26 protein-coding genes are annotated in these 25,336 nt (G+C 44.9%); 7 read left to right on the top strand and 19 right to left on the bottom strand.

Annotated elements, in window-relative coordinates; translation table 11 throughout:
• Window positions 1-406: 406 nt before the first annotated feature.
• The 5 genes from J2Z66_RS34990 to J2Z66_RS35010 are packed head-to-tail and all read right to left on the bottom strand — an operon-like array spanning window position 407 to window position 3,474.
• Window positions 407-727: a hypothetical protein gene (locus J2Z66_RS34990; protein WP_209977429.1), complete on the bottom strand. Its 321-nt coding sequence runs from the start codon at window positions 725-727 to the stop codon at window positions 407-409.
• A gap of 5 nt (window positions 728-732) precedes the next feature.
• A complete protein-coding gene (spoVAE, locus tag J2Z66_RS34995; protein ID WP_209977494.1) occupies window positions 733-1,083 on the bottom strand; it encodes a stage V sporulation protein AE in 351 nt (116 codons plus the stop codon).
• Window positions 1,084-1,085: 2 nt separating this feature from the next.
• Complete coding sequence (spoVAD, locus tag J2Z66_RS35000) at window positions 1,086-2,117, bottom strand: stage V sporulation protein AD (protein WP_209977430.1); 1,032 nt, start codon at window positions 2,115-2,117, stop codon at window positions 1,086-1,088.
• Window positions 2,118-2,121: 4 nt separating this feature from the next.
• Window positions 2,122-2,595, bottom strand: coding sequence for a stage V sporulation protein AC (gene spoVAC / locus J2Z66_RS35005; RefSeq protein WP_209977431.1), 474 nt, complete (start codon window positions 2,593-2,595; stop codon window positions 2,122-2,124).
• A 15-nt stretch (window positions 2,596-2,610) separates the two neighbouring features.
• Window positions 2,611-3,474, bottom strand: coding sequence for a DUF421 domain-containing protein (locus J2Z66_RS35010; RefSeq protein WP_209977432.1), 864 nt, complete (start codon window positions 3,472-3,474; stop codon window positions 2,611-2,613).
• A gap of 152 nt (window positions 3,475-3,626) precedes the next feature.
• On the opposite strand from J2Z66_RS35010, the gene J2Z66_RS35015 reads away from it, so the two are divergent.
• Together J2Z66_RS35015 and namA are read left to right on the top strand one after the other, a co-directional pair.
• Window positions 3,627-3,833: a DUF1657 domain-containing protein gene (locus J2Z66_RS35015; RefSeq protein ID WP_209977433.1), complete on the top strand. Its 207-nt coding sequence runs from the start codon at window positions 3,627-3,629 to the stop codon at window positions 3,831-3,833.
• Between the two features lie 980 nt (window positions 3,834-4,813).
• Window positions 4,814-5,830 (top strand): NADPH dehydrogenase NamA, encoded by a 1,017-nt coding sequence (gene namA, locus J2Z66_RS35020; protein WP_209977495.1) that lies wholly within the window; start codon window positions 4,814-4,816, stop codon window positions 5,828-5,830.
• Window positions 5,831-5,972: 142 nt separating this feature from the next.
• Here the strand turns inward: namA and J2Z66_RS35025 are convergent, their stop codons facing one another.
• The 4 genes from J2Z66_RS35025 to J2Z66_RS35040 are packed head-to-tail and all read right to left on the bottom strand — an operon-like array spanning window position 5,973 to window position 12,839.
• A complete protein-coding gene (locus tag J2Z66_RS35025) occupies window positions 5,973-7,202 on the bottom strand; it encodes a sensor histidine kinase (protein WP_209977434.1) in 1,230 nt (409 codons plus the stop codon).
• Complete coding sequence (locus J2Z66_RS35030; protein WP_209977435.1) at window positions 7,199-7,804, bottom strand: chemotaxis protein CheB; 606 nt, start codon at window positions 7,802-7,804, stop codon at window positions 7,199-7,201. The genes J2Z66_RS35025 and J2Z66_RS35030 overlap by 4 nt, the downstream gene beginning before the upstream one ends.
• Window positions 7,805-7,829: 25 nt before the next feature.
• Window positions 7,830-8,663, bottom strand: coding sequence for a CheR family methyltransferase (locus J2Z66_RS35035; protein WP_209977436.1), 834 nt, complete (start codon window positions 8,661-8,663; stop codon window positions 7,830-7,832).
• Window positions 8,664-12,839, bottom strand: coding sequence for a response regulator (locus J2Z66_RS35040; RefSeq protein WP_209977437.1), 4,176 nt, complete (start codon window positions 12,837-12,839; stop codon window positions 8,664-8,666).
• Window positions 12,840-13,101: 262 nt separating this feature from the next.
• Between J2Z66_RS35040 and J2Z66_RS35045 the strand changes: the two genes are divergently transcribed.
• Window positions 13,102-13,902, top strand: a complete 801-nt coding sequence (locus J2Z66_RS35045; protein ID WP_209977438.1) for a glycerophosphodiester phosphodiesterase — start codon at window positions 13,102-13,104, stop codon at window positions 13,900-13,902.
• A gap of 151 nt (window positions 13,903-14,053) precedes the next feature.
• Here the strand turns inward: J2Z66_RS35045 and sigK are convergent, their stop codons facing one another.
• On the bottom strand, window positions 14,054-14,755 hold the full coding sequence (gene sigK / locus J2Z66_RS35050; protein ID WP_209977439.1) for an RNA polymerase sporulation sigma factor SigK: 702 nt from the start codon (window positions 14,753-14,755) through the stop codon (window positions 14,054-14,056).
• A gap of 335 nt (window positions 14,756-15,090) precedes the next feature.
• The gene (locus J2Z66_RS35055) at window positions 15,091-16,341 is read right to left on the bottom strand and encodes a mannosyltransferase family protein (RefSeq protein ID WP_209977440.1); all 1,251 of its coding nucleotides are present in this window, start codon (window positions 16,339-16,341) and stop codon (window positions 15,091-15,093) included.
• A gap of 174 nt (window positions 16,342-16,515) precedes the next feature.
• Here J2Z66_RS35055 and J2Z66_RS35060 point away from each other — a divergent pair, with 174 nt between their 5' ends.
• Both J2Z66_RS35060 and J2Z66_RS35065 read left to right on the top strand, forming a co-directional pair.
• Entirely contained in the window at window positions 16,516-17,028 is a 513-nt protein-coding gene (locus J2Z66_RS35060; RefSeq protein WP_209977441.1) for a DUF3189 family protein, read from the top strand.
• A gap of 149 nt (window positions 17,029-17,177) precedes the next feature.
• Window positions 17,178-18,020, top strand: coding sequence for a polysaccharide deacetylase family protein (locus tag J2Z66_RS35065; RefSeq protein ID WP_312894936.1), 843 nt, complete (start codon window positions 17,178-17,180; stop codon window positions 18,018-18,020).
• A gap of 86 nt (window positions 18,021-18,106) precedes the next feature.
• Here the strand turns inward: J2Z66_RS35065 and J2Z66_RS35070 are convergent, their stop codons facing one another.
• The 5 genes from J2Z66_RS35070 to J2Z66_RS35090 form a co-directional block, all read right to left on the bottom strand.
• Window positions 18,107-18,598 (bottom strand): YhjD family protein, encoded by a 492-nt coding sequence (locus tag J2Z66_RS35070; RefSeq protein WP_209977442.1) that lies wholly within the window; start codon window positions 18,596-18,598, stop codon window positions 18,107-18,109.
• On the bottom strand, window positions 18,595-19,866 hold the full coding sequence (locus J2Z66_RS35075; RefSeq protein ID WP_209977443.1) for a DNA polymerase IV: 1,272 nt from the start codon (window positions 19,864-19,866) through the stop codon (window positions 18,595-18,597). Before J2Z66_RS35075 ends, J2Z66_RS35070 begins: the two co-directional genes overlap by 4 nt.
• Window positions 19,863-20,237, bottom strand: coding sequence for a YhjD family protein (locus tag J2Z66_RS35080; protein ID WP_209977444.1), 375 nt, complete (start codon window positions 20,235-20,237; stop codon window positions 19,863-19,865). The genes J2Z66_RS35075 and J2Z66_RS35080 overlap by 4 nt, the downstream gene beginning before the upstream one ends.
• A gap of 466 nt (window positions 20,238-20,703) precedes the next feature.
• The gene (locus J2Z66_RS35085) at window positions 20,704-20,919 is read right to left on the bottom strand and encodes a hypothetical protein (protein ID WP_209977445.1); all 216 of its coding nucleotides are present in this window, start codon (window positions 20,917-20,919) and stop codon (window positions 20,704-20,706) included.
• A gap of 20 nt (window positions 20,920-20,939) precedes the next feature.
• On the bottom strand, window positions 20,940-21,110 hold the full coding sequence (locus tag J2Z66_RS35090) for a hypothetical protein (protein WP_209977446.1): 171 nt from the start codon (window positions 21,108-21,110) through the stop codon (window positions 20,940-20,942).
• A 613-nt stretch (window positions 21,111-21,723) separates the two neighbouring features.
• On the opposite strand from J2Z66_RS35090, the gene J2Z66_RS35095 reads away from it, so the two are divergent.
• Window positions 21,724-22,038: a hypothetical protein gene (locus J2Z66_RS35095; protein ID WP_209977447.1), complete on the top strand. Its 315-nt coding sequence runs from the start codon at window positions 21,724-21,726 to the stop codon at window positions 22,036-22,038.
• Window positions 22,039-22,202: 164 nt separating this feature from the next.
• Here J2Z66_RS35095 and J2Z66_RS35100 read toward each other — a convergent pair whose 3' ends face one another.
• Complete coding sequence (locus J2Z66_RS35100; RefSeq protein ID WP_209977448.1) at window positions 22,203-22,418, bottom strand: hypothetical protein; 216 nt, start codon at window positions 22,416-22,418, stop codon at window positions 22,203-22,205.
• A 295-nt stretch (window positions 22,419-22,713) separates the two neighbouring features.
• Between J2Z66_RS35100 and J2Z66_RS35105 the strand changes: the two genes are divergently transcribed.
• Complete coding sequence (locus J2Z66_RS35105) at window positions 22,714-23,076, top strand: LytTR family transcriptional regulator DNA-binding domain-containing protein (RefSeq protein ID WP_209977449.1); 363 nt, start codon at window positions 22,714-22,716, stop codon at window positions 23,074-23,076.
• Window positions 23,077-23,156: 80 nt separating this feature from the next.
• Here the strand turns inward: J2Z66_RS35105 and J2Z66_RS35110 are convergent, their stop codons facing one another.
• Both J2Z66_RS35110 and J2Z66_RS35115 read right to left on the bottom strand, forming a co-directional pair.
• The gene (locus J2Z66_RS35110) at window positions 23,157-23,816 is read right to left on the bottom strand and encodes a class II aldolase/adducin family protein (protein WP_209977450.1); all 660 of its coding nucleotides are present in this window, start codon (window positions 23,814-23,816) and stop codon (window positions 23,157-23,159) included.
• 15 nt (window positions 23,817-23,831) lie between these two features.
• A complete protein-coding gene (locus J2Z66_RS35115; RefSeq protein WP_312894937.1) occupies window positions 23,832-25,325 on the bottom strand; it encodes a rhamnulokinase in 1,494 nt (497 codons plus the stop codon).
• Window positions 25,326-25,336: the final 11 nt, after the last annotated feature.

The following is a 25,336-nucleotide window of genomic DNA, read 5'->3' on the forward strand; positions in this document are numbered from 1 at the left end:
TTTGTTTATAGCTCTGCAATGTGTTAGTCCTAACAACATTGTAACCTATGTGTGAACAAATTGGAGCTGTCTTACGTTCATCATAACTCTCTTTATCTACAATCGCACGAGCACAAGCTCAAACGGACAACCAGCAAGGATTTTTCTCTTGGCCGGAGGAAATTCCCTAGCGGGCGGAGACGCTGGAGATGAAGAGCCCGCGCAGATGAGGAGGAGCTGATGCTTTAACGATGTTTTTCATCGTTAAAAGCACCACGCCCTCTCCACATCCTTACTTTAATGATGAAAAACATCGTTAAAATCCCTTTTATCCCCCCAGACAGGTAGCGTCCTCTTTTAACGATGAAAATCATCATTAACGTGACCGATTGACCTGGAACACTTGTTTTAACGATGAAAAACATCGTTAAGTCAAGCACACGCTCAAACGGACTGCCAGCAGAGGTTGTTTTCCCGAGAGAAAGCAATAGTGGCGATCGACAATTGAAGGATTTCCGGAGGGGAGAAGTTCCCCCACCCGTTCTGGGTACTGGCGGGTCACGGGTGGTACGTCCGAATTCAATTTTTCTAGAGTTTCTTCCACGAACCCTTCCGCACCATGCTCTCCTTGTCCTTTTTCAGGTTCTTTGGCTAGACGCGTTATGTTAAAAAACCAGCCCTCTTTACAAAAAAGGGCTGGTTTTTGTTGATTTTTTCTAATAACGTATGTCGTTTGCAGTTGATTCATTGATTCTACCCCTTAGGCCTTACAAAAAGAGAAGCCAAAAACGAGAAAACAATCGCTGCCGAAATACCTGCGCTTGTCACCTCAAATATCCCAGTGATAATGCCGATCCAGCCTTCTTTCTGAAGGGCCTCCAGAGCTCCATGAACGAGCGCATTACCAAAGCTTGTAATAGGCACGGTAGCTCCTGCGCCAGCAAACTTAATAAATGGGTCATATAGGCCGCAGCCATCCGCGATAGCGCCAAGCACAACCAGTGTGCTCATCGTATGAGCCGGAGTAAGCTTGATAACGTCCATCATCAATTGTCCAATAACGCAGATCGCTCCTCCGATGAGAAAAGCCCAGACAAAATGCATAATCATCCTTGAATCCCCCCCTGAATCCCTGCTGATTCAATGGCAACTGCGTGAGCTATACAAGGTATGCTCTCTCCTTGCTGAAAGGATAGCGGAGATAATAGAGCCCCGGTAGCCACAACCAGTATTCGATTTAATTCACCCTTGCGCATTTTATTGAGCAAATGTCCGTAGGTTACGGTAGCCGAACATGCACAACCGCTGCCCCCAGCCTGAACCGACTGCTTTTCACGATTGTAAATCATAAGCCCGCAATCTTCATACCTTGTCTGTTCAATCGGAAATTTGTGCTTGGCAAAAAGCTCCCTCGCCATATCGTACCCAACTGCAGCAAGGTCGCCTGTAACGATAAGGTCGTAATAGCTGGGCTCTATTCTTAAATCCCGAAAATGAGCTTGAATCGTATCAACCGCCGCTGGAGCCATAGCAGCGCCCATATTAAAGGGGTCTTTAATGCCCATATCTACAATGCGGCCAATCGTTGCCGCGGTCACGACAGGGCCGTCTCCCTTGCTGGTCAACACCGCTGCCCCGGCTCCAGTCACGGTATATTGGGCACTGGGAGGCTTCTGCGAGCCATATTCCGTTGGATAGCGGAACTGCTTCTCAGCCGTGCTGTTATGACTGCATGTTCCACACATCACATAATGCGCCGAATTCGAATTTATAAGTTGCGCGGCTAGCGCCAGTCCCTCCATCGAAGTCGAACAGGCTCCGAATATGCCGATGTAAGGCATTGCTAAAGATCTTGCAGCGAAGGTGCTGGAGATGATCTGATTCATTAAATCGCCGCCAATATAGAACTGAATTTGCCCGCCCGTAAGGCCTGCCTTGCCCATGGCGAGCTGCGCGGCCTCTTCAAGAAAAGATTTTTCTGCCTTTTCCCAGCTTTTTTGTCCTAAAGTCAGATCGCTATGGACGATATCAAAATCCTCGCTAAGCGGTCCCAGCCCTTCATCCGGACCAACAATGGTAGCTGTAGAAACAATGACCGGTTTATTCTCAAATACCCAGCTTTGGTGACCCTTTAGCATCGGTTTATGCCCCCCCTATCACAATGAGGTGCACGATCCCTACCAGGAAGGCTGCCACAGTCCCGAACACAATTACGGACCCGGCCAGCTTGAACATATTCCCCCCTACACCCAGGACTAAGCCTTCAGCGCGGTGCTCAATAGCAGCGGAACACATGGAATTGGCAAAGCCGGTGACAGGTACCGCGCTGCCTGCTCCGGCCCATTGCGCAATTTTATCGTATACACCAAAGCATGTGAGAATAACAGCAATAAGAATTAACACAGCTACCGTCGGGCTGCCAGCGGTTTTTTCCGTAAATCCAAACCATTTCATAAACATTTCCATCAAACCTTGACCGATGAGACAGATGAAACCGCCCACTATAAAAGCTCGCAGGCAATTTTTCAATACTGGCCTTTTCGGCTCCATTTCCTTCGTCAACGACTGGTATTCCTGCTGCAGCATCGTCATGTTCTTCTTGTTGTTGTTGGCCATTATTCTCCTCCGCCTTCATTTGGATTTCAGAATCGGTGTTAGCTTTAGCAAGTGTTGTTGGAGCTCTTCAGCACACTTCCCGTACATCAGCTTCGCATCAGCCTGCCTGGTTGTTAGTGCGAATATTTCCAAATCCGCTTCACATTTCTTCAAGGTAGCAAGCAAAATCCGCCTTTGCACGGGCTTCGGAACCTTCAATTTATCATCATAGAGGTCGACTGATAGCTCCCCATAAGCATCAACTTGTGCTAGAAACACATTTTCCTTTGTCATCCCTAGCTTCTCCAGCTCGCAAAGAAGCCATCCTCTGCTTTTACCGGCTGCGGCCAAAGGCTCGTCCTGAATAACGCCATCCATAATTGCCGTTTGAGACGGCTTCTCATTATTCAGCTGAATACCCAGGTGATTGGCAGTTAGAGGCTGATGCTCTTTTTTCAACAGGATGCTTAAGTCGCCACTTGGCTCCAGCATGGCAAATTCTACGTCGGACACTCGAAATACGCTTTTGCTGCGCAGCTGTTCAAGCAGTTCATCGCCAGTAAAGCGTTCCTTCTTTAAATTATCCTCAAGAATACGGCCATCTTTGATAAGGACAGTTCCTTTGCCTTCGAACCAATAACGCAGCATCTTGCTCTTAAGTGTTAGCATCTCCAGAAGGAAGGGGATTAGGAACCAGACCATCAATGCAAGAAAACCATGAAAGAAGTTCTTCTCTACATTTGTTGAGAGATCACCTGCTAAATCCCCCAGAGTTATTCCTGTAACATACTGAAAAAATGTCAACTCTGAAATTTGTTTTTTACCCAAAATACGAGTCAAAACAAACAAGGCAGCAAGGGCACTAAAAGCTCTAATAAGAATATGCAGCCAATCAGGCATAGGCAACCTCTTCTCTTTCAACCTAGTTGGTTAAGGCTCATTATGCGCATAAATTATGGTTATTATGAACAGGGAGTAATGGATATATTTAACATTTTATTCCCATTGCATTTTGGGGTATATTAAGCATCGCCTACAAGGAGGTGATTGTCATGACTGTTTCTTCTGATGTGAAGACTTGTTTAGCTTCTTTAAAAAGTGCGCAAGCGAGCCTGGAAACTTTCGCTCTAAGTACAGAAAACCAAGAAGCCAAAACAACTTTCGAAAATGCTGCTCAATCCACTCAACAAATCGTTGATCAAATTGCGACGCGAGTACAACAATTAGAAAATGAAGAACCTCAATACAAAGGATTCTAAAAAAAGCTTCAGGGACGAAACGGACACCCGACAGCTTGCCAGCCCCCATTTGGGGGTTGTTCCTTTTTGTGGCTACCTTTGAGGGGCGTGTTCATGACGTTGGTTCATGACGTTGGTGCATTATGGAGGGAATGGCTGTGGGCTCCAGCCGCTGTTAAAGATTTGTTCCCTTGAGTGGAATGGATATGGGGTAGGAACAAATCTTTAAAGGCGGACGCTGCCGCTCTTCCACCCACAGCCATTCCCTCTCTTTAGCTACAATCGCAAGAATCGCACGAACACCAAGTTCCAACGGACAGCCAGCAAAGGTTTTTCTCTTGGTTAGTAAGTGATTTCCTAGCGGGTGCAGGCGCTGGGGATGAAGAACGCCCCCTGCCAGAGCACACAACTAAGAAGGAGCTGCTACTTAACAATGTTTTTCATCGCTAAAAGAACCAGGTCGCCCCAAATACTTACTTTAACAATGAAAAACATCGTTAAAATCCCTTTTATCCACCCCACAGAGAGGTCCTCCGTCCTCATTTAACGATGAAAATCATCGTTAAAGTGACGGACTGACTAGAAACACTTGCTTTAACGATCAAAAACATCGTTAAGTGCACATACTCCATTCGGGGGAGCCGGGCTGCTTCGGAATATGCTCTTTCCCTAAAAAAAAATCGCCAGCATAGTTCTCCTGACGATCCAAGATGCGGCTATTTTCTTCGATCAAGGCCAAAGTATTAAAACCAGAAACAATAAGATAAATAAAATCAGAATTAACAAGCCCATTTTATTTCTTGACATAGAAATCTGCCTCCGTAAAATTGATAGACAGGAAAAGTCATTGTTTCATTTCGCTATATGTTATTCATTCAGGGCATATGACGTGAACCGATTACCTGCTCCTCCTGCAATAATTTTATTCCTATATGTTTACTGTGGTATAATCAAATATGAGATAAAGGTTGCGCATCATTTGTGACAAGAAAGGACGAGATATCCCTATGTTATTATTTTCACCCCTTACCATACGAAACATGGTGCTCAAAAACCGTATAGTCATGTCGCCTATGTGCATGTATTCTTGCCCGCAGCAAGATGGAAAAGTTACTAATTGGCATCGAACTCATTATACAAGCCGCGCTGTCGGTGGTGTTGGACTTATCATGCTTGAGGCTTCCGCTGTCACTGAACAGGGGAGAATTTCAAGTGAGGATTTGGGAATTTGGCATGACGAGCATATTGCCGGCTTGCAGGAACTAAATGGACTTATTCACGAGCAAGGAGCCAAGGCGGCCATTCAGCTCGCACACGCCGGGCGGAAGGCTATGGTCGAAGGACCCATTATTGCGCCATCTCCCCTTCCTTTTAATGAAAAGATGAAGATCCCGCAAGAAATGACGACAGCACAAATTGAGCAGACGATCCAAGCCTTTATTCAGGCAGCTGCAAGAGCCATTGCCGCAAATTTCGACTGCCTGGAGCTGCATGCGGCTCATGGTTATTTAATCAATGAATTCCTTTCCCCTCTCACCAATTTACGAAAGGATGCATACGGAGGCGATGCTTCAGGAAGATACCGCTTTCTGAGTGAAATCATCAGCGGCATCCGACAGCTATGGAACGGTCCTTTATTTGTGCGGATTTCCGCAAGTGATTATCACCCAGATGGGCTCAAAGCCGATGATTATATTCAATTCGCAGCGTGGATGAAGGAGCAGGGCGTAGATCTTATAGATACGAGCTCCGGAGCTGTTGTTCCGGCCGCGCCTGACGTATATCCGGGGTATCAGGTAGGCTTCGCGGATAAAATCCGTAATGCTGCACACATTCCAACAGGAGCGGTGGGATTAATCACCCATGGTGTGCAAGCGGAAGAAATTTTGCGCAATGGACGCGCTGATTTGATATTCCTGGCCAGAGAGCTCTTGCGTGATCCTTATTGGCCGCGGACTGCTGCAAAAGAGCTGAACGTATCCATTGAACCGCCTAGGCAATATGAGCGTGCTTGGTGAAAATAAAAACGAAAGAGCCACATCCACTAAAGGATATGGCTCTTTTCTATATTAAAAGGGGGGTATAATTAGATAATAGCCTCTCAACCTTAAATTAAGCTGAAAATGAAGTGACTATTGTGTTACAAGTAAGGCTGAACCATCATGATGTCTGCTTAACCTGCAGGCTCAGGCGAAAGGTTGTCCCCTCACCAAGATCACTTGAAACCTCTATAGCTCCATGATGCTGCTCGATAATTTTATGCACAGTAGCTAATCCGAGCCCCGTGCCCTCGTAGCCTTTCGCATTATCCAGACGCTTAAAAGGAGTAAAGATATCAGGAATATCATCCTGCTTCATACCAATCCCGTTGTCCTCAATGATAATTAGACGAACGCTTTTGACCTGCTGATTTTGCCGAACCTGGTGCTGCTGCCCATACTGGTTCTCGTGCTGGTTTTCGTGCTGGTTCCTATACTGATGCTCATGCTGCTGATGCTGTTGCTCATGCTCATAAATTTTCACATGTGGCGCTCTTTCTTTATGGTGATACTTCATGCCATTCCCAATCAGGTTCTGAAAAAGCTGATACATTTGAGTACGATCGGCCTCAACAACAGGCAGTTGCCCGATCAGTTCGACCTTACCGCCTTCAATTTCAATCCGGCTATTTAAATCTTCGATGACATCTTTAATAACTACATTAAGATCTACAGCAGTAAAGCTGGTCGTTTCGGCATTCACTTGAGCGTAAGCCAGTACGTCGGTTATCAAGCTGTTCATCCGCCTCGCAGTCCCAGAAATGTGCTGCATACACTGCTTGCCCTTATTTTCCATACCATCGCTGTACTTAGCTATAACCATATCACAAAGGCCCATTATGGCACCTAGCGGGTTTTTCAAGTCATGGGCCACAACACTCGTAAATTCTGTCAGGCTCTGATTGCTGCGCTCAAGCTCCGTTTTCATCGCTTCCAGTTCCTTCTGCTTCAAATTCAGCTCCAGAAATATTTTCACCTTGCTAAGTAAAATATCTTCATCAACAGGCTTGAACAAATAGTCAACAGCACCGGACTCGTAGCCCTTAAACACGCTGTTATCCTCCTTGTTGATAGCTGTTACGAAAATAATCGGAATACGGCTTGTCTCCTCATTACTGCGCAGCAGCTCCGCCAGCTCAAAGCCATCCATTTCCGGCATATTCACATCCAGCAAAATTAAGGCAAAATCATGCCGAAGCGTAAAGGATAATGCCTCATTTCCTGAGTAGGCCTTGAATATTTCGCAGTCCAAAATGTGCAATATTTTTTCCATCGCATATAAATTTTCTTTACGGTCATCTACAACCAAAATTTTAGCACCTGTGTATGTCCAATTCCGAACACTTTTCATCCATTTTCTCCTTGATTAAATATTCGCGAACCAGTTCCCCAGCCTAAGCCGCTCAATAGCTTTCCAATTTCCGCCAGTGAAAGAATATGATCTACCTTCGTCGCTTGAATAGCCGCATCTGGCATCATATTATATTCGGCAGTTTTTGGATCCTGGACCACAGTCAGCCCGCCTTTTTTGTGAATGGCAGACAACCCGACGCTTCCGTCGCTATTGGCTCCTGTTAAGATGACGCCGACGCACCGTTCCTCAAATACATAAGCAGCACTTTCAAAAAGAACATCAATGGAGGGCCTTGAATAATTGACACGCGGATCTACAGACAGGCTGATTGTTCTGTCTTCCTCAATCAGTAAATGATAGCCGGCTGGCGCAAGATACACATAGCCCGGTCTAATCAACTCTTTCTCATCTGCTTCCTTCACATGAACAGCCGTTTGCTCATTTAAATATTCAGCAAGAAAGTTATCGCTTCCATCAAGCAGGTGCTGCACAATCAGCACTGGCAGTAAATAATCACGTGGCAAGTAAGAGAGGACATCTGACAATGCCTTGAGTCCTCCCGCCGAAACGCCAATGACAACTGCTTCATAACGAGACATCGAAATCCCCCTTTTTAGCGTAAGCTTATGAATGAAGCTGCTTCTGATAAATTCGCCATTTCGAGGAAACCACTTCATATTGCTGCCGGCTATCTGCATACTCGAATGATTCCTTACTGCCCAGGCATAGAAAACCGCGATGGATCAAGCTATCGTCGAACAGCTGAATCACCTTTTGCTGCAGCTCGCGGTCAAAATAGATCATCACATTCCTGCAAATAATCAAATGCATCTCGCCAAAAGAATGATCCGTTGCCAAATTATGCGTGGAAAAAACAATGTTTTTTTTCAAATCCTCATTAATCTTGGCCATCTGATATTTGGCATAATAGTAATCCGAGAAGGAGGCAGTGCCTCCGCTCTTGTTATAATTAGCCGTGAACTTGCGAATATTTTCCAAAGAATAGATGCCTTCCTGAGCAATCTGCAGCGATTCCGGATTAATGTCAGTAGCATAAATTTGCACCCTGTTATAAAAGCCTTCTTCCTTGAGCAGGATGGCCATCGAATATACTTCCTCACCCGTCGCACAGCCTGCATGCCATATTTTCACGAACGGGTAAGTCTTCAGAATAGGGATCACCTTATCCCGCAGCTCGCTGAAAAAGTGCGGATCGCGAAACATTTCAGTCACGGTTACCGATAAATCACGGATCATCTGCGCCATGAATGCTTCGTCGTGCAATAATTTAGGGATCAGACAAGATAGGTGCTCCATTTTATTCTTTAAACGTATGTAATCCAGGCGGCGTAATAAAGAAGACCGGGCATAATTGCGAAAATCATACCCATAGCATTCATAAATGGCATTCAGCAGCAAGTCTGTTTCTATTTTCTCTGTTTCTTTGTCGTTTTTCATTTATCTAAACAGCCATACGCGAATCAAGGACAGCAGCTTATCAGTATCTACAGGCTTAGTCATATAATCGTTGGCTCCTCCTTCTATACTTTTTTCACGGTCGCCGCTCATAGCCTTGGCCGTTAAAGCGATAATCGGCAGCTTATGGAAGCGCGGGTTTTTCCTAATATGCCTCATTGCTTCATAGCCATCCATAATGGGCATCATAATATCCATGATTACCAGTTCAACCTCCTGCTCGCTATCCAGCTTCTCCAGCGCCATCTTGCCGTTATCGGCCATCACGACTTCGAGTCCATGCTGCTTGAGTATTTTGGATAAGGCAAAGGTATTCCGTAAATCATCATCAACCAGCAAAACTTTGCGTCCCTTCAAAGATTCATCGGAAGCATGCGCATTCCGGATCATCTGGATCTGCTCAGGGTGAAGCGACTTGTGCACACTGTGCAGGAACAGGGAAACTTCATCAAGCAGCCGTTCAGGTGAGTTTACCCCCTTGATTACAATGCTGTCTGTAAACTGGCTTAGCTCCTTATATTCTTCTTCCGATAAATCCTTGCCTGTATTAATAATGATCGGAGGAATCGTTTTGTCGCTTTGCTTGACGAGCGTTTGCAGCATATCGAAGCCGGACATATCGGGTAAAGTTAAATCGAGAATAACACAATCGTATTCCTCTGATTTAAGCGTCTCAAGCCCTTCTTCTCCCGTATAAACGCTGTTGATTTCTATTTTTTTGTTTTTCAGCAGCTCATGAATCGCTTTTTGATTGTTCGCATCGTCCTCAACGACCAGCACCTTTTTAATACGCTCGTTCAACACATGATCAATGCGTGAATATACCGTATCCAGATCCTCATTCGTAATCGGCTTGGCCAAAAAGCCTACCGCACCTTTCTTCAAGGAAGCGGCGCTTTCGTCTTTCCCGGAAATAATATGTACCGGAATATGACGGGTTTCGCTGTGGTATTTCAGATGATCCAGCACCTTAAGACCATTCATATCAGGGAGCCCCAGATCAAGAAGTATCGCACTTGGCGTATAATGCTTAGCCAGATGCAGACCGCTGAAGCCATCTCCTGCTGCCAGGCACATAAAGCCCTTTCTGCGTGACAAGCCCATCAATACTTTGGCAAAATGAACGTCATCTTCGATAATGAGCAGCACTTTTTCGCCGCTATTAGGCTGAATACGGTCGCGGTCGTCTTCTACAAATTTTTTCACGACCGAAGGCTCTGCTCCTGACTCTACTCCTGGCTCCGACGCAGCGGCGGCCATTGCTTCCCCGGCAAACGCCTCGGCTATGGCTGTAACTTCGGCTGGCGGGGATGGCTGCACGAATTCTTGGGCACCAGTTCCCTTCAGGCTCTCGTTCTCCGAAGCAGCAGGCAGGTAAAGCGTGAAGGTGCTGCCTTGTTCAGGTACGCTTTGCAAATGAATCTCGCCGCCAAGCAGCTTGGCAAGCTGACGGGATATCGTCAGTCCAAGGCCGGTTCCGCCATATCTTCGGCTGGTAGAACCATCCGCCTGCTGGAATGCCTCGAATATCGCTCTTTGTTTATCTTCCGCAATGCCAACCCCTGTATCCTTAACAGATAGAGCAATCATATCAACTGCAGCAGGTCCCCCTCTGTACAATCCCTCATCCTGTTTAGGCTTGTAAATCCTTAAAGTCACTGAGCCTGCAGGTGTGAACTTAAAGGCGTTGGAAAGCAGGTTTTTCAATATTTGTTCCGTTCGATGACCGTCAGTTACGAGCGATTCAGGGATATCTGCCTCCAGCTTAATCGCAAACTGCAGCCCCTTATCCCTGGCAACGGGATTAAATTGATACTGCAAATTACGAACAATAGAATCGAATCTGACTTCCTCTTTATGAATGTTAAGCTTGCCGGCTTCTACCTTGGACAAATCAAGAATATCGTTGATAAGGGTCAATAAATCCTGCCCGCCGCTGTATATCACATTAGCGGATTCAATCTGATCCTCCGATAAATTCCCCTCTTCATTTTTCGCCAATGATTTGGATAAAATGAGCAGACTGTTAAGCGGTGTGCGCAGCTCATGAGACATGTTGGCGAGAAATTCTGATTTGTATTTACTGGCGAGCTCTAGCTCCTCCGCCTTTATTTCGATTTCTTTCTTTGAAATTTGAATCATTTGATTTTGCTTTTCTATATCTGTTTTTTGCAATTCCAGGTAATTCGTCTTTTCTTCCAGCTCTTCGTTAATCGCCTGCAGCTCTTCACTCTGAATTTTCATTTTCTCTTCAGACTTCCGCAGCATATTCGTCTGCTCTTCCAGCTCCTCGTTAGCGGTCCGCAGCTCTTCCTGCTGGGTCCGCAGCTCCTCTGCAAGCTGTCTCGACTCATCCAGCAGCTCTTCTGTGAGCTGACGGCTGCTTACACTGTCCAGCACAACGCCAAGTGAAGTGGTCAGCTGGTCAAGCAAATCCTGCTGAATGGGCGTAAAGCCCTGGAAGGAGGCCAGCTCCATTACAGCTACAACTTCTTCCTCAAACATAATCGGAAGTACAAGAATGTTCAGCGGCTTGCTTTCGCCAAGTCCCGAGCTAATGTGAATATAATCATCCGGAACGTTAGACAGCAGGATCGGTTTTTTCTCCAGAGCACATTGCCCCACAAGCCCCTCGCCCTTCCGGAAACGATTGGCCAAATTTTTTCTTTCTTTATACGCATAGCTGCCGAGTAAAACAAATTCGCTTTCCTGCCGCGGCCCCTTTTCCACTTCCTTGACATAAAAAACGGCTTGTCCTGCTTCAACTAATCCAGCTATTTCTGCAATCAGCATACTGACGAGCTGCTGCAGCTTGATCACACCCTGAGACATTCCCGTCAGGCGCGCAAGCTGGGTTTTCAACCAAAACTGGCGTTCATTCTCAGCCTTAGTATCCTTTAAGGAAGTCAGCATCTGGGTTAAGGCAATACTTAAACGGTCACGGTCCGATCTTGGCGTAATTGTCAGCTCATAATCGCCTTTGGAAATTTGGTCTGCCTGCAGGATTACATCCCGGAAGCTGGCCACCATCTGATTAAAGGCTTTCGTCAAATCGCCGAATTCATCCTTCGTCAGTACCTCGGCCTCCACATCCGTTTCTCCCCGCAAAATCAGCTCTGTAGATTGTTTCAGCAATCCAATTTGTTTAAGCAGCATGCGGGAGACTAGCATAATGATCGCAATCGAGAAAACCAAAATTATGAAATTCAACGAAATGACAAAGACCAATGAATTCAACGCTTTATCTTGAATGACACGCATCTTGGCAATTAATTGATTGGAGAAATCATCCTCCACAATTTTAAACAAATCGATTTTTTCGGTTATAACATTGTACCAATACTCAGAATCAGTCTCTGTGATATCTCCAGAAGCCCCTTCAATTACAGTCAAGCGTATTCGTCCCACTTCATTAACAGCTTGTCCTTTAACCACAGCCTTGTACTGGCTTAATGCTTCTGGCGCCGCAAATGACGAGAAGACATTAAAGTAAATGGTCTGTTCTTGTTCACTCAGCTTCGTCTGCTCGATATCATTTAAAGTCAGCTGATCATTCGAAAAAATATTGGCCAGCAAAGCCCTTTCCTGACTAACCGCCGATTTCATTCTGGAAAAGTTTATGTAAGCTGAAAGCATTCTTGATATTTCCGGATTAGAACTAAGTAAATTTAAATTTTGCATAACATGAAAAAAAGCGTCGATAGTCCCTCTATAGTAGGCCAGGCTTGCATTCACATCCGTTTTATTCGTATCGATCAGCTCGCGTTCTTCGCTCAATTGGTGCAGCATACGAACCGCATTTTCCAGATCTTGAACAAATTTCACCCCATAGCCGTCTGCCGATAACGACTTCAGACTATTTTCCAGCTCGGTTATTTTCCGGTTCGTTTCCTCTCTCTGATCCATCATGCTGACCTTGATCGTAGAGGCCTGCTTCCCCAGGTAACCGGAGACCAAGCCTCGTTCTTTTTGCAGCTCATGAATCATTGCATTCGTATCAACGGCCAGATCTGTTAAAATTTCCAACTGATTAATCGCCGCATTATCATGTATTTTTTCGTAAATACTAGTAATGGAAAAATAAAATACACCAAGCATAGGAATTAGAACCATCACAATCAGTTTACTGTTGATTTTTGCATTTTTTACCCATTTCATGCAAAGGCCCCTCATTTCTTATAAATCATTCATTTTTTGCAAATGCTATACGCTATCCCTTATACTCAATATTCCAAGCTATTTATTATGTCTATACCTTTATTCTCTGATTTCTGACAAAATTCCTTTCTTAGACAATATTATAACCTCTCAATCTATGAATCTAACATTCTTCTAAAAAGTATATGATACTTTGCAACTATAAGAAAGTCATCACTTCCAATTCCAGCAACCAACATATCCAGGGAGGTTCTATCTAATAATGAATAACATCCTTCTGCTGCTTACCATTCTATTCGCCAACAATTTCACATCTGACACCTACATGTCTCCAAATGACTTTAAACAAAGCTTGGTCACAGCCCATCGTGGAAGCTCGTACACCGCACCAGAGAACACACTTAGCGCCCTAAAAAAAGCCATTGAAGACGGAGCAGGCTTTGCAGAGCTTGATGTGCAGGAAACTAAAGACGGAGTCATTGTCGTCATGCACGATAATAATGCATTTCGAACTACAGGCATTAATAAGGCAATGTGGGAAATTCAATCCAGTGAGCTGTTCCGAGCCAATGCAGGTGCCTGGTTCAGCCATAATTTTGAGGATGAAAAAGTGCCTACACTTGAGCAGGCCATTCAAACAGCCAAAGGGAAAATCAAACTGAATATTGAACTGAAAAACAACGGTCACTCTAAGCATCTTGCTGAGGGAACCGTGAAAATCATTGAAAAAAACCAATTCGTAAACCAATGTGTGATCTCTTCCTTCGATCCGGTACTGCTGAAAAAAGTTAAAAAATTAAATCCTAACATTAAAACCGCACTGATTGTAGGCAGAGAAAAAGATTTGGATGAGGAGCTTTACAAGAGCAGGGATTACGAGGCGATCAGTATTTCTTACTTGCTTATCGACCAGAACGTTATGCGCGCTGCCGCCGCTGGCAATAAAGAAGTGTATGCGTGGACCGTAAACGACAAGGACGCCATGGTCAAAATGATAGAGCTTGGAGTCAACAGCATTCTTACCAACCATCCAGACAGACTGCTTCAACTGCTGCTTGCATAATGATATAATGGAAGTCATACATCATGTATAGCTCATTTAAAAAGCGTAAGTAAAGTCATTCTTCAGGAATGAGTTTACCTACGCTTTACTTTATTTTCGATAACTTTTTTCGATAACTTATGGTTTCATTTCATTTTCATCATATAGTTATCTACCTCTTTACTTTATAGAACTCATGATACAGCTTCATTAAAGCCCGCTTCTCAATCCGTGAAACATACGAGCGTGAAATACCTAGCTCCTTAGCAATCTCCCGCTGAGTCCTCTCCTCTCCCCCATGCTCCAGGCCAAAACGGCCCATAACCACTTCCTTTTCACGGTCATCCAAAATTTCCAGATTTTTGTATATTTTACTTTTTTCAATTTTCAATTGCACCTTGTCTACGACATCATCGGCTTCGGTACCGAGAATATCGATAAGCGTGATTTCATTCCCTTCCTTATCAGTCCCAATGGGATCATGCAGCGAAACATCTTTCCTCGTTTTTTTCAGGGAACGCAAGTGCATGAGGATTTCATTTTCAATACATCTTGCAGCAAAAGTAGCTAACTTCGTACCCTTGTTCGGCGAAAAGCTTTCTATCGCTTTAATCAGTCCGATCGTACCAATCGAAATCAAGTCCTCCAAATCTTCTCCGGTGTTGTCGAATTTCTTGACAATATGCGCCACCAGCCTGAGATTGTGCTCAATGAGCAAATTCCGGGAGGTTTCGCTGCCCTCAGCCATCTGCTTCAGATGCTTCTCTTCTTCCTCTTCCGCTAACGGTTGAGGGAAAGCGTTATTCTTGACGTAGGACACCAGCAGCATCAATTCTTTAACAAATAACGCAATCGCTGTGAAAAAACCAGGCACTTCAGCCACCCCCTGGGAGTTTTGCGGAGCATATCCTGCTTCGAAAGCCTCCGCTTGAGATTACTACCATTGTATGTGGGTATATGCCTAGAAGTGTCTGTACGAAGAAAATTCAGCGTTGCCAATATTAAAACATAGCCAATACGGATAAAGAAGGAAATGAATTCTGACTTCACCCTTATTGATGTTAGCTAGCGCAAGCACTGTGGATGAAGACCCAAGAAGGAGCTGCTACTTTAACGATGTTTTTCATCGTTAAAAGCGTAAGGTCGTCCCACATCCTTGCTATTGACCCGATCAGGCTCGCAGAATTACGTCAGAGCCTGCATAAATGCTTAAGCCACAAAGTAGAATCTATTAAAATACCCGATCGTTGTAATGATCTGGAAAATAAAAAACAGCATTTGGTAAAACAGGAGTACCTTTTCCCGCTCCTTGGTGAGCTGAACTAAATAGATATAGAACGGAATGCATACCATCAAATAACGGACCACACTCGTGAGATAATAAGGCTGGCTGGAAAAAGGCAGTATTATCAGACCAGCGCCGTATACATAAAAGAGCAGCTGTCTCTTGTCCCGAAGCAGCCCCTTGGCATGTATCACCAGATAAGCCAAGTAGACGACGAATACGGCTGTTGAGATGGTGAATTCCAGTACGCCGTTATCCCAGCCGGCCGGGGCTGAGAAATAGGGATGCTGCCAATACCTGAAATAATTTTGGAACGGCAGCGTCGTCTCGCGAAACCAGCTCAGGCTCTGCTCGTGGAACGGTGCCAGGAAGTCGCCTGTAATCATTTTCATATGAAGTAAAAAAGCCCCCATAGGCACTAAGGAAAGAAGACCATACAACCCCCACTTCAAGTACCTCTTGGAAAAGTGAAACCCTTCGTCAAGACAAACGCTGCCGGCCACAAACGCCAGATTGATAAAGCCTGGAACCCGCGTTACCGTTGATAGCCCGGCTGCCAGAAAAGCGAGGGCATACTGCTTGTTCGAGGCATAATATACGGACGCCGCTGACAGTAACAGAAATAGGCTCTCCGTGTAAGGAACAGAGAAAAATACTGAAGAAGGATAAATCAGAATGAGCGTCAGCACGGTACTGGCTTGCCGCTCGCTCAGCCCCCTTTGCAAGGCGATTCCGTACACATAAAGCAAGGCGCCAATCAGAAATAGATTGGAAAGCAGCATGCCTATGATCGCCGGATGCACCCACAGCACGTAGCCGAACAGATGAATGAGGAGCGGATACAGCGGAAAGAATACCCAATTTGCCGCCCGGTGCGGCTGATCGATATGTACCTGGTCATAGCCCTTCGTTGCTATGTTCAAGTATGGATAAGAGTCGAGCTTCATGAAGTCACTTAATTGAAACATCCTCGTTTCTTCCAGCCCGAGAGGAAGCTTCTGAATCCATGGCGTTACACTTCCCGGAACATTCTTCTCATAAACCGGAATTTGCGTGTAAGTATTAAATAAGTTCATGCCCATATAACCTGTTAACAGCATCAGTATCCGGCTGATCAGGACAAGCGCTAAAACGCTCCCTACGATCTTGGGTGTCATACGAAAATTGGTTAGCATATTGTCCCCTGTCTTATTCATTAAGAATGATAATAATTGTAAAATTATTCATTATTTTAGCATATAAAGTAACTATTTGCGAAGCTTTGATCATTTTCCCAGCTGCTTCGAATGATTGAATCGATAATGGGGATAATAAGTCAATTAGAAAAAAAATGTACAGAGGATGATTTTATGATTTACATATACAATGATTTTGGTGGCACACACTCGACTGCCTTGGCAGCAGCGTACCATCTCAATCAGCTTCCTACCAACCGCTCGCTTACCAAGGACGAAATTTTAAGTGTCAGCTACTTCAATAAATTACAGACTTCTGATATGGGTAAGCTCATCTTTCATGGGACAGATGAAGACGGAAATCCTGTCTACACAGTTGGATGTGGAGCATCCAAGGTAGTTGTTCCCGCTTTAAAAAATTTGAGCTTCTTATTGCAATCCAGATATCAAACAGATGAAACCATCGTTTTTTCCAATACATCCCCCACTGTTCCAATCGCCATGACATTTGGCGGCTTGTTTTCTAGAAGATTTAAAATTGATTTCATTGGCGTACCCTTATTGGTATTAGGGGCTCAGCAGTCCTACGATAACATCATCCGGCTTGTGAAGCAGACCAAAAGAGTAAAAAAGCCGGAAACTGGCAGCATTGTTATTTTGGAAAATAAAAAATTTAAAGATGATTAAAGCTAATTGGAATCGGACCTATTTCCTCTGCATAAATAAAGAAACCATCCTGTTCGAATTTCGAATGGATGGTTTTTTCGCGCTGTTTCAGGAACCTGGGCATGCTGTATATCATACTTTTTAGAAGGTAGAAAAACGAGGTGAACGCTGTGCAATTTCGATATGTCCCCCTACCAACGATGCTCTATCAGCCATTTCAGCCATCTGCGGGTTCTTACGGTCGTTTTCCGATCCACTCGCCCTATGCACTACCATCTGCATCTGGTTACTGGTACAGGACTCATCAGCCCGAATTGCAAGGCGGCAGCGAGCGGATGGACGAACGGCCACCCCAAGTAGAACGTATCGATTGGGCCGAACAATTTCCTAATGAAATTATTTTACATGGCCCTCCCACCAAAGAAGTGGCGCTAACTTTTGATGACGGGCCGGATGAGGTATGGACCCCGCAGGTGCTCGACGGTTTGCGCGAGTTTGGCGTGAAAGCCACCTTTTTTTGCGTAGGACAACGCATTCAGGCCAATCCGGATGTGTTCCTGCGCATGATCAGGGAAGGCCACAACGTTGGCAACCACTCCTGGAACCATCCCAATTTAGCAAAAATCCCGCTAGCCGCCGCTATGGAACAAATTAACAAAACCGATGAGGAAATGTACCGGGTAGCTGGCATACGCTCTCTTCTGTTTCGGCCGCCATACGGGGCTCTAACTGAAGAGCTTATCAGGGAATTGATCCGTTTGAAGAAAAAAACCATTTTGTGGAACGTGGATAGCTTGGACTGGAACCAGATAACGGCCAATCAGGTCGCAGCCAATATTCTCTCTCATGCCGGACCAGGCTCCATCGTCCTGCAGCACTCTGCCGGTGGAGTAGGCCAAAGCTTGCAAAATACCGTAAACGCCCTTCCTTACGTGATTCAAACTTTATGGAAAAGGGGATACGCTTTACGGACCATTTCTGATTTGCTAAACCTCCCCGCCTACAGCACATAAATGCTGCGGGCGGATTTTTTCTGTTTGTGTGCTCCTTATACTCTTGTCCTCCCCCTATCTACCTCCTATCCTCTCCTATCCCCCTCCTAACCCCTCTCAACAGCTTGAATAATCGCCACCAGGTTCTTCGCATATCTGCCTATCCTTACACTGATCTCACTTTTCATATAGTCGCGCGCCATGATCAAGGGCTCCTCGTGTCCGCGGCAGATGTAGCGGTACTGCAGCATATTCTCGTCCTTCATCTCCTCGAATACCTGGATGCTTCGCTCCTGTAAAGCTTTCTCCACTTTTCTTAAATCTTTACCAATGATGCTCGCAAGCACCCGCGAAGATGCCGAATATAACATTTTAAACGCCAGGGAGGACATTTCAATTTCCCTGCTTTTATTTTCAACCACGGAAAGCATCACCGGCAGCAAAATATAATCCCGGACTAAATTCATTTCTTCCTTGCTTAGCTGCGCAGGGAGCTTGGCAGTGCTGCTCCTCTGGTTCGAGCTGAACAATGCTTTATGCTCAGGCAGCATCATTCGGCTCGATTCCCAAAGACCGTTTCCTTCAAGTTTTTTGGTCATTTGTAATGCCCTCCAATTTTCTTAGCCCTCTCCCCCGCTTGACCGGATTCGCTCAACGAAGAGGCTCGAACGATAGCAAAGCTGCCATACCGCTCCTTGATTTCGTCCGTAACCTTCTCCAATGATCTGATTTTCACCTGGTCTTCGAATAAAGTAAGCTGGTAATTTTCATCATCCGTCAATTGGCTCAGTGTGATGCCTACCCTGCGGACCGCCAGACCGTTCCAGAAGCGGTAGAACAGCATTTTTGCTGCTTCATACACGCCATTCGTATTGTTTGTTGGATCCGGCATCTTCATTTGTCTGGAGAAGCCTGTCGGGTCCTCATAGGGGCTGCACATGCATGAAACCGTCAGAACAGAAGCCATGAACCCTTTACGTCTGCAATCGCGGCAAACCTCTTCTGTCAGCTCAAGCAATATTGTATTTATTTGAGCTTTTGTCGTGTAATCCTTAGGCAAGGTCATCATATGTCCAATAGACTTAGGAGCCACTTGATGCGTAGCGGGATTTACCGGACTATCATCATGCCCATTGGCTGTACGCCACATGACTTCAGCATGAATGTCGCTTTGCTTATTGAATCTCGCTCTAAACCGCTCTTTCAGTCGAGGCAGCGGGGTTTTTGCGATTTCCCCTATCGTATGGATTCCAAGCTTCGCAAAATGAGCAGTCATACGCGAGCCTACGCCAAACATTTTACTTACCGGCTCTGGCCATAGATGCTTTTCAATCTCGTTTTTATGCAGAGTGAAAATGCCGCTCGCATTTTTCTTGGCCCATATGTCCGTAGCTATTTTGGCAAGAATTTTGTTTTCCGATATGCCGATCCGAACCCGGACTCCTGTCTGCTTGAGAACCTTTTGCTGCACAGAGAGGGCAATGCTATGTGGATCGTCGCCAAAGATGGAAAGACTTCCGGTAACATCCAGAAATTGCTCATCAATACTGAACACCTCGACAAGATCCGTGAATTCTTCATAGATCTTAGTGATCATGTGCGAGATGTCGATGTAGTGCTGCATCCGCGGCCGTATGACAATGAGGTCAGGACACTTTTTCAAAGCGTCACCTATGCGCTCCGCCGTTGTCACACCATAACGCTTGGCAATAGGACACGCAGCAAGCACGATCCCGCTGCGCCTGGCCGGGTCCCCGCAGACAGCAACAGGCTTGTTTTTGCAACCTGGATGAGCTGCTTTTTCAACAGAAGCATAGAAGGATTCACAATCGGCCAGCATGATTACCCTTTGTCTTTTTCCGCTCATGGCAGTCGCCTTCTTCCCAAATTCATCAACATCGTCATTAACTCGGCCTTCACCAGGCTGCGCAGCATTTTAAAGTGGTGATTGTATCCACGAACCTTGTAGTCGATTTCGATACCAAGAGCATTTGTCTCAGTACTCAAGATTTTGACATCTCGTTTCCTCATTGATGCCTTCACCTGCTGCGTTTCCAATAAAATGGAATGATCAACTTCCCGCAAGTAGAAAATAACATGATTAAAAATGACCCCATCCGAGCAGCTCTTCAATCTGTTGATATCTCTTTCCAACATATCGAGCAGGATAGGGAGCAAAACAAATTCCTTGACAAGCTGAAGGTCTTCTTCTGTTTCAATCCGAGGGTTACTACTCATCTTCCCACCCCATGAATACGAACGTATATTCGCTGTCTTATTCTCTATTATATACCGAACATACATTCGTTATGCAAGGGTAATTGTTGGAAAACAAAAATATCCTATAAACGTGTCCAATCCATATTACATAAATTGAATATATTGATATAGTAATAAAGGTTTCTATGAAAGGAGTCGACGATATGTCAGAAATAGGTTGTAACCGCACAAGCACAGCAGGTATTCTGGTTCTTTTCATTCTCTTGGTTATCATTTCGTGCACATTTGCCTGGTAATATCCCAGGAAGAAAAAACGTAAACAAAGCTCCCCGCCAGCCTAAGCCAAGGGGGAGCTTTTTCCTCTTAATTGTATCCCAATTGTCGAGCAATCCGATAAGCTAAGTACATTCACAATAAAAGCCCAGGCATCGTTAACCTGGGCTTTGCATGTTTATTACAATACTTCTTCTTTAAGTTCTAATATTCAAAAAATAGGAATTCGGTACTTATCGCCTCCAGGAGAGTATAGATAAGCCTCCGAACTAAATAAATCAATTTGCACAGGTGATTCTTGCAACCGTGATAAAGTGATCTTGTTATTTTTTAATGCTGAGAGCAATGAGGGGATAAGCTTTTGATCAGTACCTATCAGATTGACGACAACGGCAGCATCGTTAAAAGATATATTCGTGCTATTCATATGCTCATTACCTCCACCAATTAATTTTGCTCGGTTTTGACAAGCCGCAACTCGGAATTTATAGTATCGGCAGTCGCCGAGTCTTGAGATATCACTGTAGAGTCTGAATCACTTGGCAAAAGATCAGCAGCAACCTCGGGCTTCCCCTTTTGCGTGTTGACGAGCTTTATAGAATCTAACAACAATCCCATTCCTGTCACCTCCTTGAAGCAATAGAAAAAAACATGGTGCTATCCATGCTTCCGGTTTTCCAGTCAGCTATTATTCTTAGTATTTATATCGGAATAATATGTATATGAACCACAATACCATCCCTTCTATTTCCTGTCAACTTAAAACCGGATTTTATTTTCAAGGTGCAAGAATACGCTTTACTAACTTCCAACTAAACTCTCATTAATCCGATTATATTACTTGGTATATGACATGCGGAAATTCATCATTGCGGAATAGCTAATAAATCGAACATTGGATTTCGTCTGGTCAATGCGATGGTGGCTTCCATAAACGAAGAAGGTTGGGAATGGCTTGGGAAATAGAAGGAAAACAGCTCGTCTGTCGGGGGTTAAAGGCTCAGGTTTCACATTTTACTTTCTTCATCATCTCACGCCCATTTCTTCCAATTCATTTAAGTAATTCTCATAATTTGTAAACTCATTTATAAGATTACTACATTTCGGAGCATACTGCAATCATTTTTTACGTATAAAATGATCATTAAAATAACTTTTTTTAAATGTCTATTGAAATTCTTATAATTCCTAGTATAATACTCGGTATAAGGCTTGGAAGGAGATCAGAAAAATGAATTCAACTAATAATCGTATCGTTCAAACTTGGATTGATGATCAACTGGATCTTTATAATTTGGCAAAGCAGCTTGGGGACACCGTCTGGCAAGAGCAAATTGTTCAGACTTTATATAATAAAGAGCAACATACTCAAAAACGCATGCAGCAGGATTTATGGCGTGTGTTCGATTCGATTAACAGAAAAATGTTGGAGCTATTCGGGCAGTTAAAGGAAAGCAGCAATTCTTACGAGGTACGTGTGCTCAGGGAGCAAGTATGGGAACTTAAGCTTCAGAGGATAGAAATTGTGAAGAAAATCAATAAGTGAAGTATGGCATACAGATGACTGCTTTGCCAGCTTCCTCGTTTCACTTGCGGCATACAGACGACTGCTCTGCCGGGATTGAAATGCATACAGTAGACTGCTCTGCAAACATATAAACATTCCAAATGAATTTGGTAGATTCATTAGGGTTTCTGCTGCACAGTAAATTACATAGAAGTTTCTTTCATTTCACGCATCATACTCATCATCATCGTCATCATTTCATCGCACTCTTGAAAATTAGTCATCATCATTTCAGTGTCCATGCTGCCCATCATGTTCATTTCCTGCATGCTGGTCATCATCATCTTCATGCATTTCATCTTACACATCATTTCTTCCATACACATGTTCATCATCATTTGCATACCCATCTTTTCCATGTTGTTATTCCTCCTCTCCTTCTCATGTTACGTCTATAAGATTACTATATCTTCCTGCAAACTGCAACCTATTTATTGGAATTTTAATAAATTGTCCTTGATTTCATATCAAGTTCTATGTTAATATAGACTTTTTAATTCCTTACAATCCCCATCGGATTTACTTTTCATAACCGCAGCTGGAAGCCAATATTTTTTCAAAATCACTAAAATCCTCTTCCAAATCAATTGATTTTATGTTAAAATGAAAGCGCTTCAATTTTACGCGTTAGCATTTAAAAAGGGAGGAATACAAATGAATGTAGCGCTGGAAAACCAGAATACGTACGATGAGTTTGTACTGGAGAAGGATATTTTGTATTTTCGTGTCGGGGCTCACGGATTAGTCAGCTTTCATGGCAAAAACTTCAATGTCAAACGAAGATTGTCAACCGAGCAATTAGACAAAATGCTTTCTGATAGCGCTTTCTTCAAGGTTAATACCGATTGCTACGCCAATCTCCACAAGGTTGAAGCGGTACAGGACAGCCGTGTCTGCTTTGATTCCAAGAGCCCTACCAGCAAGTCCGTATCCATTACCAAGCTGAGACAGGGCCGTTTAAAGGGCTTTCTGAATCATCATGAATTTGAACGGAACTTGAACGACACCTTAAAATAAATGCATACAGGCTCAGGCTTTAAATAAATAAAAAGGACAGCTTCCGGCAGGATTTGCGGGTTGCTGTCCTTTGTTGTTGCTTACTTCATTTGCTGCAAAAGCTGCACGCGATAGGCTTCGCTCTCCAACGATTGAATTTCTTTGTATTCTTCATCCGTCAACACTCTTGGTGTGCCAACGGCTTTGGCGATCAAATAAATTTTGGCGCTTTCCTCCATAACCTCGGTGCGGTAATAAGCCTCGCGCAGGTTTTTACCTGTGGTCACGAGTCCGTGGTTGCCTAGCAGAATGGAATAGAAGTCCGTTACTTTTTCCGCTAAAGCATCAGCCAATTTATCCGTAGTCGGCAGTACATAGGGAATATAACCAACGTCCCCCACTAGCGCCGCTTGGTCTGGAAACAGCATAGGCAGCTTATCGCCTAAGGTGCTAAGGGCAATGCAGTATGCCGGATGGGTATGAACAATAGCTTGAATAAGCGGATTAACCCTGTAGGCATATAGATGCATCAATACCTCAGAAGATGGACGAAAAGCCTTATCTACAATTTCTCCCGTTGAAATCGTTACACGCACCCATTGCTCGGGTTCAATATCCTCCAACGCGAAGCCGCTTGGCGATAAAAACATCGTATCCCCGTTTCTCGCACTAATGTTTCCGCCTGGTCCTACAACCAGTCCCTTAGCTACCGTCTTTCTGGCATACTTAGTTAGCTCTTCTCTCGTTAACTGTTCAGACATACCGCTACTCAGCCCCTATTCACTTTTGCTCTCATCTATTTTTTTATAACTCTGGTAAGCTTCCTGCCAGGCATCCGTGTCTGCTGGCACATACCTGTCCGGCGGGAAGGAGTCGATAACGACTTGCCTGATTTCATTCAAGCTGCCCACTTCTCCATGCGCCTTGGCCTGCATCAGAATATTCCCGATAGCGGTTGCTTCTATGGGCCCTGCAAATACCGTTCTCCCGGTTGCATTAGCCGTAAGCTGGCACAATAACGTATTCTGGATGCCTCCGCCGACCATATGAATATGCTCCAGCCTCCGGCCCAGCAGAAATTCGATCTCGTCCAGCGTTTGTTTGAATTTCATCGACAGGCTTTCAAGAATACAGCGGATGATCTCCGGCTTCGTTTGCGGAACGGTCTGCCCGGTATCCCTGCAGTAGGCCCGGATCCGATCCGGCATATGGCCGGGAGCCAGAAATACAGGATCCTCCGGGTCAACATAACTGGCATTATGCTTATGCACAGCAGCCATTTCCTGCATCTGTGCATAAGTAAGCGAATCCCCTTCAAGCTCCCAGTGACGCTTGCACTCCTGCAGCAGCCACAGTCCCATAATATTCTTGAGCAGTCTGATTTTCTGTTCGGCTCCGCCTTCATTCGTGAAGGACCAGCGCTCGCTCCACTCGTTAATGACAGGCTTATCCGTTTCAACACCCATCAGTGACCACGTGCCGCAGCTGATAAAAGCATAGTTGTTCGTTAAAGCCGGAATGGAAACTACCGCAGATGCCGTATCATGAGAAGCCGCTGCCACTACCGGAACGCTGCCGATCGCAAGCTCCTCGCGCAGCTCACTGCGAAGCGTTCCAAGCTGTGTGCCCGGCATCACAATATCCGTGAACAGACTCTGGGCAAAAGGAAGCTTGCCCAGCAGCTCCCTGTTCCAGCTGCGTGCAGCCGGGTCGAGCAGGCCGCTCGTGCTGGCAATCGTATACTCGGTTGCCTTCACTCCTGACAAATAGTAATGAAATAGATCCGGCATAAATAATAAACGGACGTCCTCGCCGACCGGCCGGGTACAGCTCTGCTGCCAAGCGAGCAGCTGGAATATCGTGTTGAACTGCAGCGGCTGAATGCCGGTTCGTTCGAACAGCTCCGTTCTGGGGATGGATTTAAAACAGGTCTCCATGGTGGCATTCGTACGTGCATCCCGGTAATGATACGGATTTCCAAGCAGATTGCCGTTACCATCCACCAAGCCGTAGTCCACCCCCCATGTATCGACAGCTATAGAAGCTGGGGTCTTCGAGGTCACTTGCTTAAACGCGCGTACGCCCTTCTTCAGCTCATGGAATAACCGTAAAAAGTCCCAATACAGACTTCCGCCGAGTTCTACAGGCTCATTGGCAAATCTGTGAATTTCCTGCACAGTAAGCTTGGATCCCGTGAATTCACCCCAAATTGTTCTTCCGCTGCTCGCCCCGAAGTCTACGGCCAACATGTTCAGATGCTTGTTTTCCACTTGGCGTTCAC

This window comes from Paenibacillus eucommiae (assembly GCF_017874215.1).
In the GTDB taxonomy this organism is placed as follows: domain Bacteria; phylum Bacillota; class Bacilli; order Paenibacillales; family NBRC-103111; genus Paenibacillus_AI; species Paenibacillus_AI eucommiae.